Origin of the sequence: Yoonia maritima (assembly GCF_003003285.1) — a bacterium.
Classification (GTDB): domain Bacteria; phylum Pseudomonadota; class Alphaproteobacteria; order Rhodobacterales; family Rhodobacteraceae; genus Yoonia; species Yoonia maritima.
The window spans coordinates 46,214-59,984 of record NZ_PVTP01000013.1; the positions used below are offsets into that span (position 1 = coordinate 46,214).

At 54.9% G+C, this 13,771-nt stretch carries 14 protein-coding genes; 7 read left to right on the forward strand and 7 right to left on the reverse strand.

Annotation, left to right across the window (positions count from 1 at the left end; genetic code table 11):
- Positions 1-24: 24 nt before the first annotated feature.
- The 3 genes from CLV80_RS15915 to CLV80_RS15925 are packed head-to-tail and all read left to right on the forward strand — an operon-like array spanning position 25 to position 2,352.
- A complete protein-coding gene (locus CLV80_RS15915; protein WP_106358997.1) occupies positions 25-1,209 on the forward strand; it encodes a GNAT family N-acetyltransferase in 1,185 nt (394 codons plus the stop codon).
- Positions 1,206-1,505 carry a 4a-hydroxytetrahydrobiopterin dehydratase gene (locus CLV80_RS15920; protein WP_106358930.1) on the forward strand — a complete coding sequence of 100 codons (300 nt, stop codon included), beginning with the start codon at positions 1,206-1,208 and terminating at the stop codon, positions 1,503-1,505. Before CLV80_RS15915 ends, CLV80_RS15920 begins: the two co-directional genes overlap by 4 nt.
- A gap of 1 nt (position 1,506) precedes the next feature.
- Positions 1,507-2,352, forward strand: coding sequence for a mechanosensitive ion channel family protein (locus tag CLV80_RS15925; RefSeq protein ID WP_106358931.1), 846 nt, complete (start codon positions 1,507-1,509; stop codon positions 2,350-2,352).
- A 39-nt stretch (positions 2,353-2,391) separates the two neighbouring features.
- Here CLV80_RS15925 and CLV80_RS15930 read toward each other — a convergent pair whose 3' ends face one another.
- Positions 2,392-2,883, reverse strand: a complete 492-nt coding sequence (locus tag CLV80_RS15930; RefSeq protein WP_106358932.1) for a peroxiredoxin — start codon at positions 2,881-2,883, stop codon at positions 2,392-2,394.
- Positions 2,884-2,969: 86 nt separating this feature from the next.
- On the opposite strand from CLV80_RS15930, the gene CLV80_RS15935 reads away from it, so the two are divergent.
- From CLV80_RS15935 to CLV80_RS15945, 3 genes are read left to right on the forward strand one after another with little or no spacing between them, the layout of a single operon-like run.
- Entirely contained in the window at positions 2,970-4,184 is a 1,215-nt protein-coding gene (locus tag CLV80_RS15935; protein WP_106358933.1) for an NAD(P)/FAD-dependent oxidoreductase, read from the forward strand.
- The gene (gene rsmD / locus CLV80_RS15940; protein WP_106358934.1) at positions 4,181-4,735 is read left to right on the forward strand and encodes a 16S rRNA (guanine(966)-N(2))-methyltransferase RsmD; all 555 of its coding nucleotides are present in this window, start codon (positions 4,181-4,183) and stop codon (positions 4,733-4,735) included. Before CLV80_RS15935 ends, rsmD begins: the two co-directional genes overlap by 4 nt.
- Entirely contained in the window at positions 4,735-5,379 is a 645-nt protein-coding gene (locus CLV80_RS15945; protein ID WP_106358935.1) for an HAD family hydrolase, read from the forward strand. The genes rsmD and CLV80_RS15945 overlap by 1 nt, the downstream gene beginning before the upstream one ends.
- On the opposite strand, the gene CLV80_RS15950 is transcribed toward CLV80_RS15945, so the two are convergent.
- The 6 genes from CLV80_RS15950 to CLV80_RS15975 form a co-directional block, all read right to left on the reverse strand.
- Positions 5,376-6,251 carry a 4-(cytidine 5'-diphospho)-2-C-methyl-D-erythritol kinase gene (locus CLV80_RS15950; protein ID WP_106358936.1) on the reverse strand — a complete coding sequence of 292 codons (876 nt, stop codon included), beginning with the start codon at positions 6,249-6,251 and terminating at the stop codon, positions 5,376-5,378. The genes CLV80_RS15945 and CLV80_RS15950 overlap by 4 nt on opposite strands.
- On the reverse strand, positions 6,238-7,935 hold the full coding sequence (locus tag CLV80_RS15955) for a tetratricopeptide repeat protein (protein ID WP_106358937.1): 1,698 nt from the start codon (positions 7,933-7,935) through the stop codon (positions 6,238-6,240). The genes CLV80_RS15950 and CLV80_RS15955 overlap by 14 nt, the downstream gene beginning before the upstream one ends.
- Before the next feature lie 265 nt (positions 7,936-8,200).
- The gene (locus CLV80_RS15960; protein WP_106358938.1) at positions 8,201-8,707 is read right to left on the reverse strand and encodes a hypothetical protein; all 507 of its coding nucleotides are present in this window, start codon (positions 8,705-8,707) and stop codon (positions 8,201-8,203) included.
- Entirely contained in the window at positions 8,704-9,978 is a 1,275-nt protein-coding gene (locus CLV80_RS15965) for a bifunctional folylpolyglutamate synthase/dihydrofolate synthase (protein WP_106358939.1), read from the reverse strand. Before CLV80_RS15965 ends, CLV80_RS15960 begins: the two co-directional genes overlap by 4 nt.
- Positions 9,975-10,916 carry an acetyl-CoA carboxylase, carboxyltransferase subunit beta gene (gene accD / locus CLV80_RS15970; protein ID WP_106358940.1) on the reverse strand — a complete coding sequence of 314 codons (942 nt, stop codon included), beginning with the start codon at positions 10,914-10,916 and terminating at the stop codon, positions 9,975-9,977. Before accD ends, CLV80_RS15965 begins: the two co-directional genes overlap by 4 nt.
- 104 nt (positions 10,917-11,020) lie before the next feature.
- Complete coding sequence (locus CLV80_RS15975) at positions 11,021-11,938, reverse strand: CPBP family intramembrane glutamic endopeptidase (RefSeq protein ID WP_243394601.1); 918 nt, start codon at positions 11,936-11,938, stop codon at positions 11,021-11,023.
- A gap of 97 nt (positions 11,939-12,035) precedes the next feature.
- Between CLV80_RS15975 and ilvD the strand changes: the two genes are divergently transcribed.
- Complete coding sequence (ilvD, locus tag CLV80_RS15980; RefSeq protein ID WP_106358941.1) at positions 12,036-13,769, forward strand: dihydroxy-acid dehydratase; 1,734 nt, start codon at positions 12,036-12,038, stop codon at positions 13,767-13,769.
- Positions 13,770-13,771 lie beyond the last annotated feature (2 nt).

Below are 13,771 nucleotides of genomic sequence, written 5' to 3' on the forward strand. Positions count from 1 at the left end.
CAGATCGCACCCAAGTCTGATGATATGACAGACACCCCAATCGAAGTCGCCGCCCATCCCAGCCTTGCGGACATTCACCCAGCCGACTGGGATGCTTGCGCGTGCCCAGAGGCAACAGACGGTCGCCCCCATGATCCGTTCACGACATATCGGTTTCTAAAGGCGCTTGAAGACAGCGGGTCCGTTGGTGGTGCTAGTGGCTGGCAGCCACGCTATTTGACGGTTCGCCAAAACGGCCAAATGATCGCCGCAGCACCACTTTATGCAAAGGGACACAGTCAGGGCGAATACATCTTTGATCACAACTGGGCGCATGCCTATGAAAACGCGGGCGGGCGATATTACCCCAAGCTCCAAATCGCAGTACCTTTTACCCCGGCCACAGGACGCAGGTTTCTGACAAGACCGGGATATGAGGTGATCGGAATGTCCGCCCTGATCCAAGGCGCGATCCAGATCGCCGCAGACAACGAAATCTCATCCGTCCACGCCACATTTTGTACCGAAGCAGAAGCAATCGCGGGCGCGGAAATGGGTCTGCTAGCCCGCATTGGCCAGCAATTCCACTGGGTCAACGACGGCTATAAAGACTTCGATGCATTCCTTGCCACGCTATCCAGTCGCAAGCGCAAGAACATCCGAAAAGAACGCGCACAAGCGAAAAGCTTTGGCGGAGATATCATTACCCTGACAGGCGATGATATTCAGCCCGAACATTGGGATGCATTCTGGCAGTTTTACCAAGACACGGGCAATCGCAAATGGGGCACCCCCTATCTGACGCGGAATTTCTTTGACTGCGCTCAAGAAACCCTTCGCGACGATATGATGATGGTGCTGGCGGTGCGCGACGGCCGCGCCGTGGCTGGGGCGCTGAATTTTATCGGGCGCGAAACGCTTTACGGGCGCTATTGGGGCTGTATCGAACACCACCCCTGCCTTCACTTTGAACTTTGTTATTATCAGGCAATAGAATTCGCCATCACCCACGGCCTGTCACGGGTCGAGGCGGGTGCACAAGGCGAACACAAACTGGCGCGGGGATATCTACCCGTCACCACCCATTCGCTGCATTGGTTCGGCGATCCAGGCTTTCGAGATGCGGTCGCGCGCTATCTTGATGCCGAACGTGACGCCATCGACCACGAAATCGAAGTTCTGACCAGCTATGGTCCATTCCGCAAAACCAACCGTGAGGAACAGCAATGACTGACACATTGACCGAAGCCGAACGCAACGAATTGATCACCCCGCTTCTGGAAAACGGATGGGGGTTTGTGAGCGGCCGCGACGCGATTGAAAAAACCTATACGTTTTCCAACTTCATCGACGCCTTCGGCTTTATGACTCGTGCGGCGATCTGGGCCGAAAAATGGAACCATCACCCCGAATGGTCCAATATCTATAAAACCGTCTACGTCACGTTGACCACGCATGACGCAGGTGGTCTATCGGCCCTCGACGCCAAACTTGGCGCAAAATTGGATAAACTCGCAGGGGGCTGACTTGGACAAGCTACTAAACACCGCCATCTGGAATGGCAAAACCATCGGAGATCTACTGACGCTTGAGTTTCTAGCCTCGATCTTTGGTAATGTCGTTGCGGCGTTACTGATCATCATCGCCGGCTTTGTGATCGGTGGCTGGTTACGAAAACGGCTCGTTCATCTTGGTGAAAACAACAAACATCTCGACATTACACTGTTCAATTTCCTTGGGAATATAGCGCGGTATATCGCGATTGGCTTCGCATTCCTATTTGTGTTGAACACATTTGGCGTCGAAACCACTTCGTTCGTCGCCGTCATCGGTGCCGCAGGTTTGGCGATTGGTCTTGCTTTGCAGGGCACGCTGTCAAACGTCGCAGCTGGTGTGATGATCGTGTTCTTCCGTCCAGTAAAAATTGGTGATTTTGTCGAAGTATCCGGCCAAATGGGTACCGTAAAAGACATCACTTTGAACTTTATTGAACTGGCGTCGCCCGGCAATCTACAAATCATCATCCCCAACGCACAGGTTTGGGGCAACACCATCGTAAACTACTCGACCTACGCCACACGACGGGCCGAATGGACATTTGGAGTTGGTTACGGCGCAAATCTTAAAAATGCCGAACAGGTTATCCGCGACACTATCCTTGCCGATCCACGCGCAAAAACGGACCCTGCCCCGTTCATTCAGGTGAATAACCTCGGCGATAGCTCTGTTGATTTTCTGGTGCGCGTTTGGTGTGATAGCGGTGACTTTTTCCAGTTTCAGGCTGATATGAAACGTCAAGTCAAAGAGGCGCTTGATCAAGCGGGTATCGACATTCCGTTCCCGACACGAACGCTGGTTCAGTCCCAATCATAACAAAAAATGGGCGGTGCATTCAGCGCCGCCCATTTGATTTTATTCCATTGCCTCAAGCAATGTTTCACCAGCAGAAATTTCGCATTCACCTGGGTTCGCTTCGGCGTTCAAAATTGTAATCACGCCGTTATCTACCAGCATCGAATACCGCTTAGACCGGTTCACGAAACCTACCGGCGCCGCGCTAAAGTTCATTCCGATTTCGGTTGTAAACGCGCTTTCGGCGTCGGCCAGCATTGTGATGCCAGCGTCGATAGCGCCAGTTGCGTCGCCCCATGCTTTCATCACAAACGGATCATTGACCGAAATGCAGATAATTTCATCAACGCCTTTGGCTTTGAAATCATCATGCGTGATCATAAAGCTTGGTACGTGAGCCGTAGAACATGTACCAGTATACGCGCCCGGCAAACCAAAGATCACCACTTTGCGGTTCGTCAGCTTGTCTGAAAGTGACACTTGTGCTGGTCCGTCTTCGCCCATTTGCAACAATGTTGCGGCCGGAAGTGTATCACCTGTTTTGATAGTCATTATTATAGCCCCTTCGTGTTTGTATCTTTTGATGACTCACATATAGATGTCCCTGAAACAAGAGGGTGAACCCCAAGGAGATAGGTATGGCTCACGTTGTCATTGTCGGTGCAGGTCAGGCAGGCGCGTCTCTCGCTGCGAAACTGCGCAGCGAAGGCTTTGATGGTGATGTTACACTTATCGGCGCAGAAAAGGTGCCACCTTATCAGCGTCCGCCGCTTTCAAAGGCTTATTTACTTGGGGAAATGGCCGAAGAGCGGCTGTATCTACGGCCCGAAGAATTCTATGCTGATCAAAAGATAAACCTGCGCCTCAATACACGCGTGGTTGCGGTCGATAGTCAAAATAAAACCATCACGCTATCTGACGAAGAAGTCATCTCTTACGATGATTTAGCTCTCACAGTCGGCGCGCATCCGCGCATGCTGCCCGCCTCGGTCGGTGGAATGCTGGACGGTATTTATGCGATGCGCGACCTGAGCGATGCGGATGCGATGGCACCTGCCCTTGTCGCCAACAAACATGTGCTGATCATCGGCGGTGGTTATATCGGACTGGAGGCGGCAGCCGTCGCCGCAAAGCGCGGGCTAAAGGTTACTTTGGTCGAAATGGCAGACCGTATTCTACAGCGCGTCGCGGCCCCAGAGACATCAGACTATTTTCGCGAGCTTCACCGCGCGCATGGCGTTGATATCCGCGAAGGTGTCGGTCTTGATCGATTGCTGGGCGACGACCACGTCACGGGTGCGCTGCTGACCGATGGCACCGAATTAGAGATCGACTTTGCTGTAGTTGGTGTTGGTATCAACCCTGCCACGATCCTAGCTGAAAGCGCTGCCATCGCCGTCGATAATGGCATCACCACTGACAGCCACGGGCGTACTTCGGACCCACATATCTGGGCGGCAGGTGATTGCGCATCTTGTTTGTTCAAGGGCGAGCGCATCCGTCTTGAAAGCGTTGGTAACGCCATTGATCAGGCAGAGGCCGTCGCGCGCAACATCATGGGGCGCGACGAAAAATATACGCCGAAGCCATGGTTCTGGTCTGATCAATACGACTGCAAGCTGCAAATTGCGGGGCTAAACATTGGCTATACCGATGTTTACATCCGCAAAGGGGACGCGCCCGGTGTGCAGTCCAACTGGTACTACAAAGGCGACGAACTGCTCGCTGTCGACGCGATGAACGACCCGCGCAATTACATGATCGGCAAGCGCCTAATCGAAGCATGCCGGAGCCCTGCCCCAGCGGCGATCACCGACCCGGCCACCGACATGAAGGCGCTGTTAAAGCCGTGAGGATCATCGGAGGCACCCATCGTGGCACCGCGCTAGCCGCTGTCGGCAAAGGCGACGCAGGTGCGCATCTGCGCCCCACGACCGACCGCGTGCGCGAAAGCCTATTCAACGTTCTGCTAGGTGGACGTTTTGGCAATCCTATCGCGGATATGAACGTGTTGGATTTATTCGCGGGCACCGGTGCGCTTGGGCTTGAAGCCCTGTCACGTGGCGCATCTCATGTGACCTTTGTCGATAGCGGGCGGGTCGCGCAAAAGCTGATCCGCGAAAACATCGCCAAACTGCGCCGACAATCCGACACGACGTTGATTAGCAGTGACGCATCGCGCCTTCCCCAAGGCGACCCCTGCGCGTTGGCGTTCCTTGATCCGCCATACGGCCAAGGGTTGGGTGCAAAGGCGCTTGCTGCTGCCAACGCCGCTGGCTGGATTGCACCAGATGCGCTGATCGTGTGGGAAGAAAGCACCGCCCAAATCGCACCACCCGGTTTTACGACGCTCGACCAACGCCGCTATGGCGATACTTGGGTCACATTCTTGAAGGCTAATTAATGACTCCTAAACTCGTGATTTTCGACTGCGACGGCGTTCTTGTGGATACCGAACCAACAACTGATAAAATCATCTCGGCCAGCCTGACCCACTTTGGTCTAGCGATCAGCCCAGATGACGTGCACCGGCTTTTCGCTGGCGGCACAATCGAAGGCGTCGGAATTGAAGCAACCCGTCGCGGCGCGGTTCTGCCTGACACATGGGTTGATGACATCTATGCTGAAGTTTTCGAAGCACTGCGCAACGGCGTCCCTGTGATCGAAGGGGTCATTGACCTAATCCATGCGCTAGACCGCGCAGGCATCAAACGTGCGATTGCGTCCAACGGGCCAATTCCGAAAATGGAAATCAGCCTGACGCCAAGCGGCCTTTTCGATCTATTCGACGGGCGCATCTATTCTGGCCACGACCACGGACCAAAGCCCAAACCAGATATGCTGCTACAAATCGCGAAAGACATGGGCGTCACGCCACAAGACGCTGTAATGATCGACGATATGCCCGCTGGGTTCTTAGCTGCCAAAGCAGCAGGAATGCCCTGCTTTGGGTATGTGGCCGATGGTGATCCAGCGCGTATTGGCGATACAGGTGCAACGCCCGTGACCCACATGGATCAAATCCAGCAAGCGCTTGGGCTAAGCTAAAACACCTGCCCTGTGCCTAAGACCTCGGCCGGGGCGACCCACCAATCCATCTTTGACACTTGGACGATCCGCGCGACATGGCGTGCCGTCGCCATATCCTTGACCAAACCATAGCAGCTGGCACCCGAACCCGACATGCCCGCGACACTCACCCCGGGCAAAGACTCCAGCTTGGCAATGACTTCGCTGATCTCCGGCGCGATCTTTTCGGCGGCGGCCTGCATATCGTTTCGCTGCGCCTTTAGCCAATTTACGAAAGCATCATGGTCGGCGCCTTCGGGCAACGGGGTCATTGGCGCACCATTCTTATCTGTCATGCTGTTAAACACCTGCCCCGTCGGGACATCGACCCGAGGCCGCACCAAAACGATTGCACATGGCGGTAGTTGCGGCACAGAGGCAAGCACATCACCAATCCCCGACATCCGTGTCGGGTTGGGTGCACGCAAACAAACGGGCACATCAGCGCCCAATGCTACCACTTCTGGTGCGGTCGCAGGCAATGGATCAACCTGCCAAAGCTCGGCCAACATCGCGAGGGTGATAGCAGCATCTGACGATCCGCTGCCAATACCGGCGGCGTGCGGTAAATGCTTTTCAAGCGTCAGCATTGCGCCTTTGTCCACACCGCGTGCGATCCGCAAAGCGTCCGCAGCGCGCATCATTAAGTTGCCTTCGTCAGTCGGCACACCAATCGAGAACGGCCCATTCACCGAAATACGCATATCTGGCGCAATCGTCGCCGTGAGCTGATCAGAAACACCCGCAAATACGACAAGACTATCCAGCAAATGGTACCCATCTGCCCGTTGTCCTGTTACATGTAAGGTAAGATTAACCTTGGCCGGTGCTATTGCCTTAATGGTCGCCACTGGCCACCCGGATCGGCGCAAGGCCTTCGTCAAGCCGCACCAAATCCAATCCACGTTCTAACTTGTCGCGGATGCGTAATGCCTCTGTCTCTTTAGGGTCAAACGACAACGCCCTATTCCACTGGAACTTTGCTTCTATTTCACGGCCGACGGCCCAGTACACATCACCAAGATGGTCATTCACAACGGAATCGACGGGTTCCAGCTCTGCAGCACTTTCCAACAATCCAACGGCTTCGTCATAACGACCAAGCTGGAACAAAACCCAGCCAAGACTATCGATAATCGCGCCGTGATCTGGACGTGCGGCGGCGGCTGTTTCAAGCATGCTAAGTGCTTCATCCAGTTTTTCACCGCGTTCAACCAAAGAATACCCCAGATAGTTCAGTATCTGCGGATGGTTCGGCTGCAACGATAACGCCGCGCGAAAATCAGCCTCAGCAGCGGGCCAATTATCAGTCTTATGTTCGCAAATTCCGCGTGTGTAGTAAGCAAACCATTTGGTCGGATCATCGTCAGCATAAAGTTCGATCGCACGTGTATAGGCCCTGCCCGCTTCCTCATACCTGCCAGCCTGCCGAAGGGTGTCGCCTTGGTTGGTAAAGACCTGTGGCAAATCAGGGTGACTGCGGGCCAGCGCATCCAAAACTTCGATCGCGGCTTCGACACGACCACCGGAACGCAATACATCAGCACGGCCAAGTTCGGCAGCATGGAATGCAGGATCGTCACGTGGGACGCTCGTGTAAGCTGCATTCGACAGGTCGTACTGCCCAAGTTTTTCCAGCAAACCAGCAGTCATCAACGTTGCGACAGTATTATCGGGCCATAGATAGTTAGCCGCACGCGCATACATCAACGTATAAGCATCTGGCACATCGTTTTGGATCGCGCCAGCTGTGATATGATAAATTTCCGCCATCCCCTGTTCAGGCGTGGTGACCGCACTGTAGGCGACAGCTTCACCCGCCTGCAATTGATCCCGCAGCTGCGCAAGACCCGGATCCAACTGCGCGCCAAAAACCCCCTCAAGGATCACCAACGCATCTTCGTTCCGGCCAAGCTGACTCAGGATTTGCGCATGGGCGATACCGCTTTGTCGGTTATACCGCATCCCACCGGGGATACGCATACTAAACATCGCTTCGGCGCCTTCGAAATCGCCAACAGACGCAAGCGCGTATGCTTTGTGCGTTACGCCATAAACCACCATACCTTCGGTTTCGATCACACGGTCAAAGCCAGCGCTGGCTTTAGTCATGTCACCATTCCCAAGATGCGCCCAAGCTTGGGCGACGCCATCGATCAGTGGACTAACGGTACGCCCTTTTTCTAACGCTTGAAAAACTCCGTCCCAATTTTCCGACTTCACGTCTGCCATCTGTAAAACCAGATGCGCCACCTGACTATTAAAGCCCTGATCAACGATAGCTTGGGCAATAGAAATTGCCTGATCCATCTGCCCAAGCGCAACATAAGATGTCATCGCGCGGTCAAGAAGATAGGGGTTCGACGGATCGCTAAGCAGTCCTTCGGTCAGATACCTTGCTCCGGAACCATAGTCATGGTCGTGGACGGCTTGCCGCCCGGCAAGGTACGCCCCAGCATTGGGGTCGGCTAGTACCGCAGACCCAGAAGACAACAGACAAGAAACAGCGACGGCAGAAAGTAAGCGTTTTAGCACGATTTAATCAGGCCTTTTGGTCAGGTTCACCTTGAGCCTAAAGGGACTATGCCAGTCATGCAAACACGTCCTCGTGATCATGGCGGGTTGTCGCAACGTGAATGACCTAAGCCCTGCCGCTGGCACAAGAAGACAGGCCCGAAAGCCCGCCTACTCGCCCTGCCAAGACTGCTCCGGCACGCCTATTACGTATGGCGTTTCGCGTTGAAAACGACACTAAGCGATGAAGTGATTCGCAGTCAATAGAGTGATTCGCGAATCGGCGTTAACTTACCGGTGCGTAAGTTCGGCAATATGGATCAACGGGCACCGGGCTGACCAAAAACGGTGTATCTGGCGGCATGCCGCTTTCCTCAATCCACTGTCCGTTCACGCAAAAATCCTGCGCATAGTTTCCAAGGTTGAAACCAAAACCCGGATTACCACAGTCATTCGCGTTCCCGTTCGCGTTCCACGCCTGCGTCACCCCTAAACCCAGTTCCCCCGGTGTCGCGAACACAGCGCGGCCCGGGTCATAGCGTAACATCCAACTTGCGCCGTCTTGGCGCGTTGCCATGTCCCACTTTCCCAACAAAGAACCTGCCTGATAGCCCGCGATTTTGAAACGCGTCACGTCTGCTTCGGTCACCATGGGCTGGCTAAGCGCCGCGTCCGGGATCGTCATCTGACCGGTCATTGTATAGTCATTCGCGCCGATCCAACAAAAATAGAAATCAGCAGCATTCGCCTGCGTCGCGGCCAGCGACAATATGACGGCACCAGCGCGGATCACTTGGCGTTCTCACGCATGACATGACCCGCGAGATACAGAGATCCGCAGATCAGAATGCGGGCATTTGGTGCTGACGCTTTGATCGTAGTGATAGCATCCGTCACGCTAACAGCCACCGATGCTGGCATCCCGACGTCCGTGGCGGCCTTTGCCGTATCTTTGGCAGGGATCGTGTTAGCCTCACCCGGGATCGACACCGCTGTCAGCGTGTCCGCCACCTCAGACAGCGGCGCAAGATAGCCGCCGATATCTTTGGTGTTCAGCATACCGCATATCAAATGGGTCGGCCGTTTGGGTTGCTGGCGCAATGTCTCGGCAAGCGCGCGACCAGCGGCGGGGTTATGACCACCGTCCAGCCACAGCTCTGCCGGTGCAGCAAGATCAACAAGCGCACCTTTGGTCAGACGCTCCATCCGAGCAGGCCAATAGGCGCGGGTCACTGCTGCTTCGCAGGCGGCTTCGTCTTTGCCTAGCAAGCGCAGGGTCGCAATCGCGGCACCTGCGTTCAAGATCTGATGTGGTCCGGGTAGGTTCGGCAGCGGCAAATCAAGCAACCCGCGCTCATCCTGATAAATCAGCCGTTCATGCTCTGCACTGACGTGCCACTGCTGACCGTATGCATAAAGAGGCGCGCCAAGACGGGCGGCGATGTTTTCGATCACGTCCATGCTTTCGTCATGTTGCGGGCCAACGACACAGGGAACACCCCGCTTAATGATCCCAGCCTTTTCGCCAGCGATCTGCGCCAGCGTATCGCCCAGAAACTGCTGATGGTCCAAATCCACAGGCGTGATCACGGTTACCGCTGGCTTATCGATCACATTCGTCGCGTCTAGGCGCCCGCCCAATCCAACCTCGAGCAACGTATAGTCGGCAGGCGTTTCAGCGAACGCCAGCAAACCAGCAACGGTGGTGATTTCAAAATAGGTAATCGAGTCAGACCCATTGGCCTGATAGCAACGGTCTAAGACTTCGGTCAGCGCCTCTTCCGTGATCAGCTCACCAGCGAGCCTGATACGTTCGTGAAACCGCGCCAAATGCGGTGAGGTGTAAGCATGCACCTTGGCATTACCCGCCTCTAACCCTGCGCGGATCATGGCTTGGGTCGATCCCTTGCCGTTCGTACCTGCTAAATGGATGACAGGCGGCAAACGGTTTTGGGGATTGTCCAGTTTTTTAAGCAAGGTCCAAACGCGGTCCAAGGTCAGGTCGATGACCTTGGGATGCAAGGCCATCATCCTTTCAAGGATCACATCAGACGACGCTGTCACTTTGCGTCTTTCGCAGGTGTTTCTTTTGGTGCTTCTTCAACCGCTTCGGCAACGATTTCGGGCGCAGGCAAGTCACCTTTGATAGGGGCTTCAAGCCCCATCAGCATCCGCAGAATAGTGGTCAGTTCGTCCTTAAGATCGGTGCGCTTTGTCACGCGGTCCAGCATACCGTGGTCCAACAGGTATTCAGCACGCTGGAACCCTTCGGGCAGCTTTTCACCAATCGTCTGTTCAATCACGCGGGCACCGGCAAAACCGATCAGCGCGTTGGGTTCAGCAATCTGCACGTCGCCCAGCATCGCATAGGACGCAGTCACACCACCGGTTGTTGGGTGGGTCAGCACGACGACGTAAGGCAAGCCTGCTTCTTTGAGCATCTGAACCGCAATCGTGGTGCGCGGCATTTGCATAAGGCCAAGAATGCCTTCTTGCATACGTGCGCCACCAGCGGCGGAAAACAGGATCAGCGGACGGCCCAGCGCAATTGCGCGTTCAGCAGCGGCAACAATCGCGTTGCCGACGTACATCGACATCGACCCGCCCATAAAGGAAAAGTCCTGAACAGCGACAACAACAGGCGTACGGCCCATTTCGCCCTCGGCGACCAGCATTGCATCTTTTTCGCCCGTCTTCTTACGGGCTTCTTTGATGCGGTCTGTGTATTTCTTTTGATCACGGAAATGCAGTGGGTCAGCGACTGGCTCTGGCACAGCAACTTCGACGAACACGCCACCATCAAAGATCGACACAAGACGTTCACGCGCTGAAATCGCCATGTGGTGATCGCAGTTCGTACATACGTTCAGATTGTCGGCCAGTTCGCGGTGGAACAACATGGTTCCGCACTCGGGACACTTGGTCCAAAGGTTTTCAGGCACCTCACGGCGCGAAAAAAGCGAGTTGATCGTCGGACGGACGTAGTTGGTGATCCAGTTCATTGGCGCGCCTTTTGCATTAACGCCTTTCAGATATGACGAGGCGTCACGAAATGCAATCAGTGGTGATCACCCCAAGGCACAAAACCATCATGATCCCGCCTGATTTATTTGCGAATAGCGATCCGCGCAGCAAGCCACATCACAAGAACGGACAGCATCTGCCCAGCGACCTGAAATATGATCCATGGGGTAGGCAGTGCACTGATCTCTGCAGAGTATTCGATTGGATCAACGTAAGGAAACAGGAACAAAGCAACCCCTGTGCCGGCCCAACCACTGATCCCGTACAACAATATAGCAAACGCGTTGTTCGCAAGATGCAGGCCAACGGCCGCGCCTAGATTCCCACTTCGAGCAGTAAGATCAGCACATGCAGCCCCAAGCATTGTCGCCCAAAGCGCCCACATAAGTCCTTCAGTGGCGCCATTTCCATTCCAGTAGTGCAACCCGCCAAACATGATGGAAGGGATACCCATCCAAACCCAACGCTGCTTTGATAGGCAGGCAAACTGTTGCTGCAAATAACCGCGAAATAACATCTCTTCGGTCCCCACCTGCACCAACAGGGCTAGCAAAGTAACCGGAATCAGCAACAGCCACCGCGCAAAGGGGCGGACTTCGACACCGCTCCCTAGATCATACCAAGGTGGCAGCAGCTCTTGCGCGAGCAACACAAGCGCAACACCCCACGCGACAGCGCATAAATTGCGCCATGCACTTTGTGCGGGACCAATCAACGACCAGAATCCGCGCCCATGCACAAGGTTCAACAACATCACCAGCCCCACGCAACCAATAACAAATGTAAAAAATTGTGCGAGCGTCCCGAAGGCTGATGTACCTTCTAAATATGCGTCACGAGCAGCCTCGCCAGATAAGAAAATCATCATGATGTCTGGTGACAGCGCGAAAATCACCTCGAAACCAACAACCACCAAGGCCACCCGCCAAAGCTGTGGCGCCCGCGCGGCGACATTAACAAAGCTGTGATGTAGGGCGTATGGATCAGTCATAGCGGACATTAGGCCGCATATCTGCGCGCCCGCAAGCGCAGTTCTAACTTGCGTCACCCCCGTCCAACTTTTAGACCTGCGACATCAGTTCCCGGGAGACAAGCCAATGCTTAAAGGCAAAGCCGACAAGACCAACCTACCAAGCCGCCACGTCACCGTAGGCCCAAGCCGTGCACCGCACCGCTCTTATCTATACGCAATGGGTCTGGACGAAGACGATATTGCGCAGCCATTTGTTGGCGTCGCGACCTGCTGGAACGAAGCTGCTCCTTGCAACATTTCGCTGAACCGTCAGGCCCAAGCTGTAAAGCTCGGTGTTAAAGCGGCGAATGGTACGCCCCGTGAATTCACAACCATTACCGTCACCGATGGTATCGCGATGGGCCACGAAGGCATGCGCGCATCGCTGGCATCACGCGAAGCAATCGCCGATTCAGTTGAACTGACGATGCGCGGTCACTGCTATGACGCGCTGGTCGGACTTGCGGGTTGTGACAAATCACTGCCCGGCATGATGATGTCGATGATCCGCCTGAACGTGCCATCCGTCTTTATTTACGGTGGTTCGATCCTTCCGGGCCGATTGAATGGCAAAGACCTAACAGTTCAAGACGTCTTCGAAGCCGTTGGCCAACACCAAGCGGGCAACATGTCTGATGCAGAACTCGAAGTCCTAGAACGCGTTGCGTGCCCTTCTGCGGGTGCTTGCGGTGGTCAGTTTACAGCCAACACGATGGCATGTGTTTCCGAGGCAATCGGCCTTGCGCTCATGAACTCATCCGGCGCCCCTGCGCCATATGAATCACGCGATCAGTATAGCGTCGCTTCTGGTGAAGCGGTCATGAACCTGATCGAAAAGAACATCCGCGCCCGCGATATCGTAACGCGCAAATCGCTCGAAAACGCAGCGCGCGTTGTGGCCTGTACAGGCGGATCAACAAACGCAGGTCTTCACCTGCCCGCAATGGCGGCCGAGGCTGGCATCGACTTTGACCTGTTCGACGTTTGCGACATCTTCCGCGATACACCGTATTTCGTAGACCTGAAACCGGGCGGTCAATACGTCGCAAAAGACCTTTACGAAGCAGGCGGCGTTCCTGTCGTGATGAAGGAACTGCGCAAAGCGGGTCTGATCCACGAAGACTGCATGACAGCATCCGGCCGTACAATCGGCGAAGAGCTGGACATGATCAAAGGCGAAGCTGACAACAGGGTCATCTACTCTGTTGAAAATCCGATCACTAAAACCGGTGGTGTTGTTGGCCTGAAAGGCAACGTTGCACCCGAAGGAGCGATCGTAAAAGTTGCCGGAATGGATGAAGAACAACAGGTCTTTACCGGCCCAGCACGCGTGTTCGAATGCGAAGAAGACACATTCGAGGCCGTCAAAGCGCGCCAATATAAAGAAGGTGAAGTTCTGGTAATCCGCAACGAAGGCCCATCAGGTGGCCCAGGCATGCGCGAAATGCTGGCAACAACGGCTGCCTTGTCTGGCCAAGGCATGGGCAAAAAAGTCGCGCTGATCACCGACGGTCGTTTCTCTGGTGCGACACGCGGTTTCTGCGTGGGTCACGTTGGCCCAGAGGCCGCGCACGGCGGGCCAATTGCATTGCTTGAAGACGGCGACATGATCACCATCAACGCGATCACAGGCGAACTGTCAGTAGACCTGACTGATGAGGCTTTGGCCGAACGCAAAGCGAAATGGAAAGGGCCAAAGGAAACGATCTACGCGTCTGGCGCGCTTTGGAAATACGCCCAATTGGTGGGTTCAACACGTCTTGGCGCAGTGACGCATCCGGGTGCGAAAAACGAAAAACACATCTACATGGATCTGTAAGA

Coding starts and splice junctions, on each gene's coding strand:
- CLV80_RS15915 (WP_106358997.1), top strand. CDS start 25: ATGACAGACACCCCAATCGAAGTCGCCGCCCATCCCAGCCTTGCGGAC.
- CLV80_RS15920 (WP_106358930.1), top strand. CDS start 1,206: ATGACTGACACATTGACCGAAGCCGAACGCAACGAATTGATCACCCCG.
- CLV80_RS15930 (WP_106358932.1), bottom strand. CDS start 2,883: ATGACTATCAAAACAGGTGATACACTTCCGGCCGCAACATTGTTGCAA.
- CLV80_RS15935 (WP_106358933.1), top strand. CDS start 2,970: ATGGCTCACGTTGTCATTGTCGGTGCAGGTCAGGCAGGCGCGTCTCTC.
- CLV80_RS15945 (WP_106358935.1), top strand. CDS start 4,735: ATGACTCCTAAACTCGTGATTTTCGACTGCGACGGCGTTCTTGTGGAT.
- accD (WP_106358940.1), bottom strand. CDS start 10,916: ATGAACTGGATCACCAACTACGTCCGTCCGACGATCAACTCGCTTTTT.
- CLV80_RS15975 (WP_243394601.1), bottom strand. CDS start 11,938: ATGTCCGCTATGACTGATCCATACGCCCTACATCACAGCTTTGTTAAT.
- ilvD (WP_106358941.1), top strand. CDS start 12,036: ATGCTTAAAGGCAAAGCCGACAAGACCAACCTACCAAGCCGCCACGTC.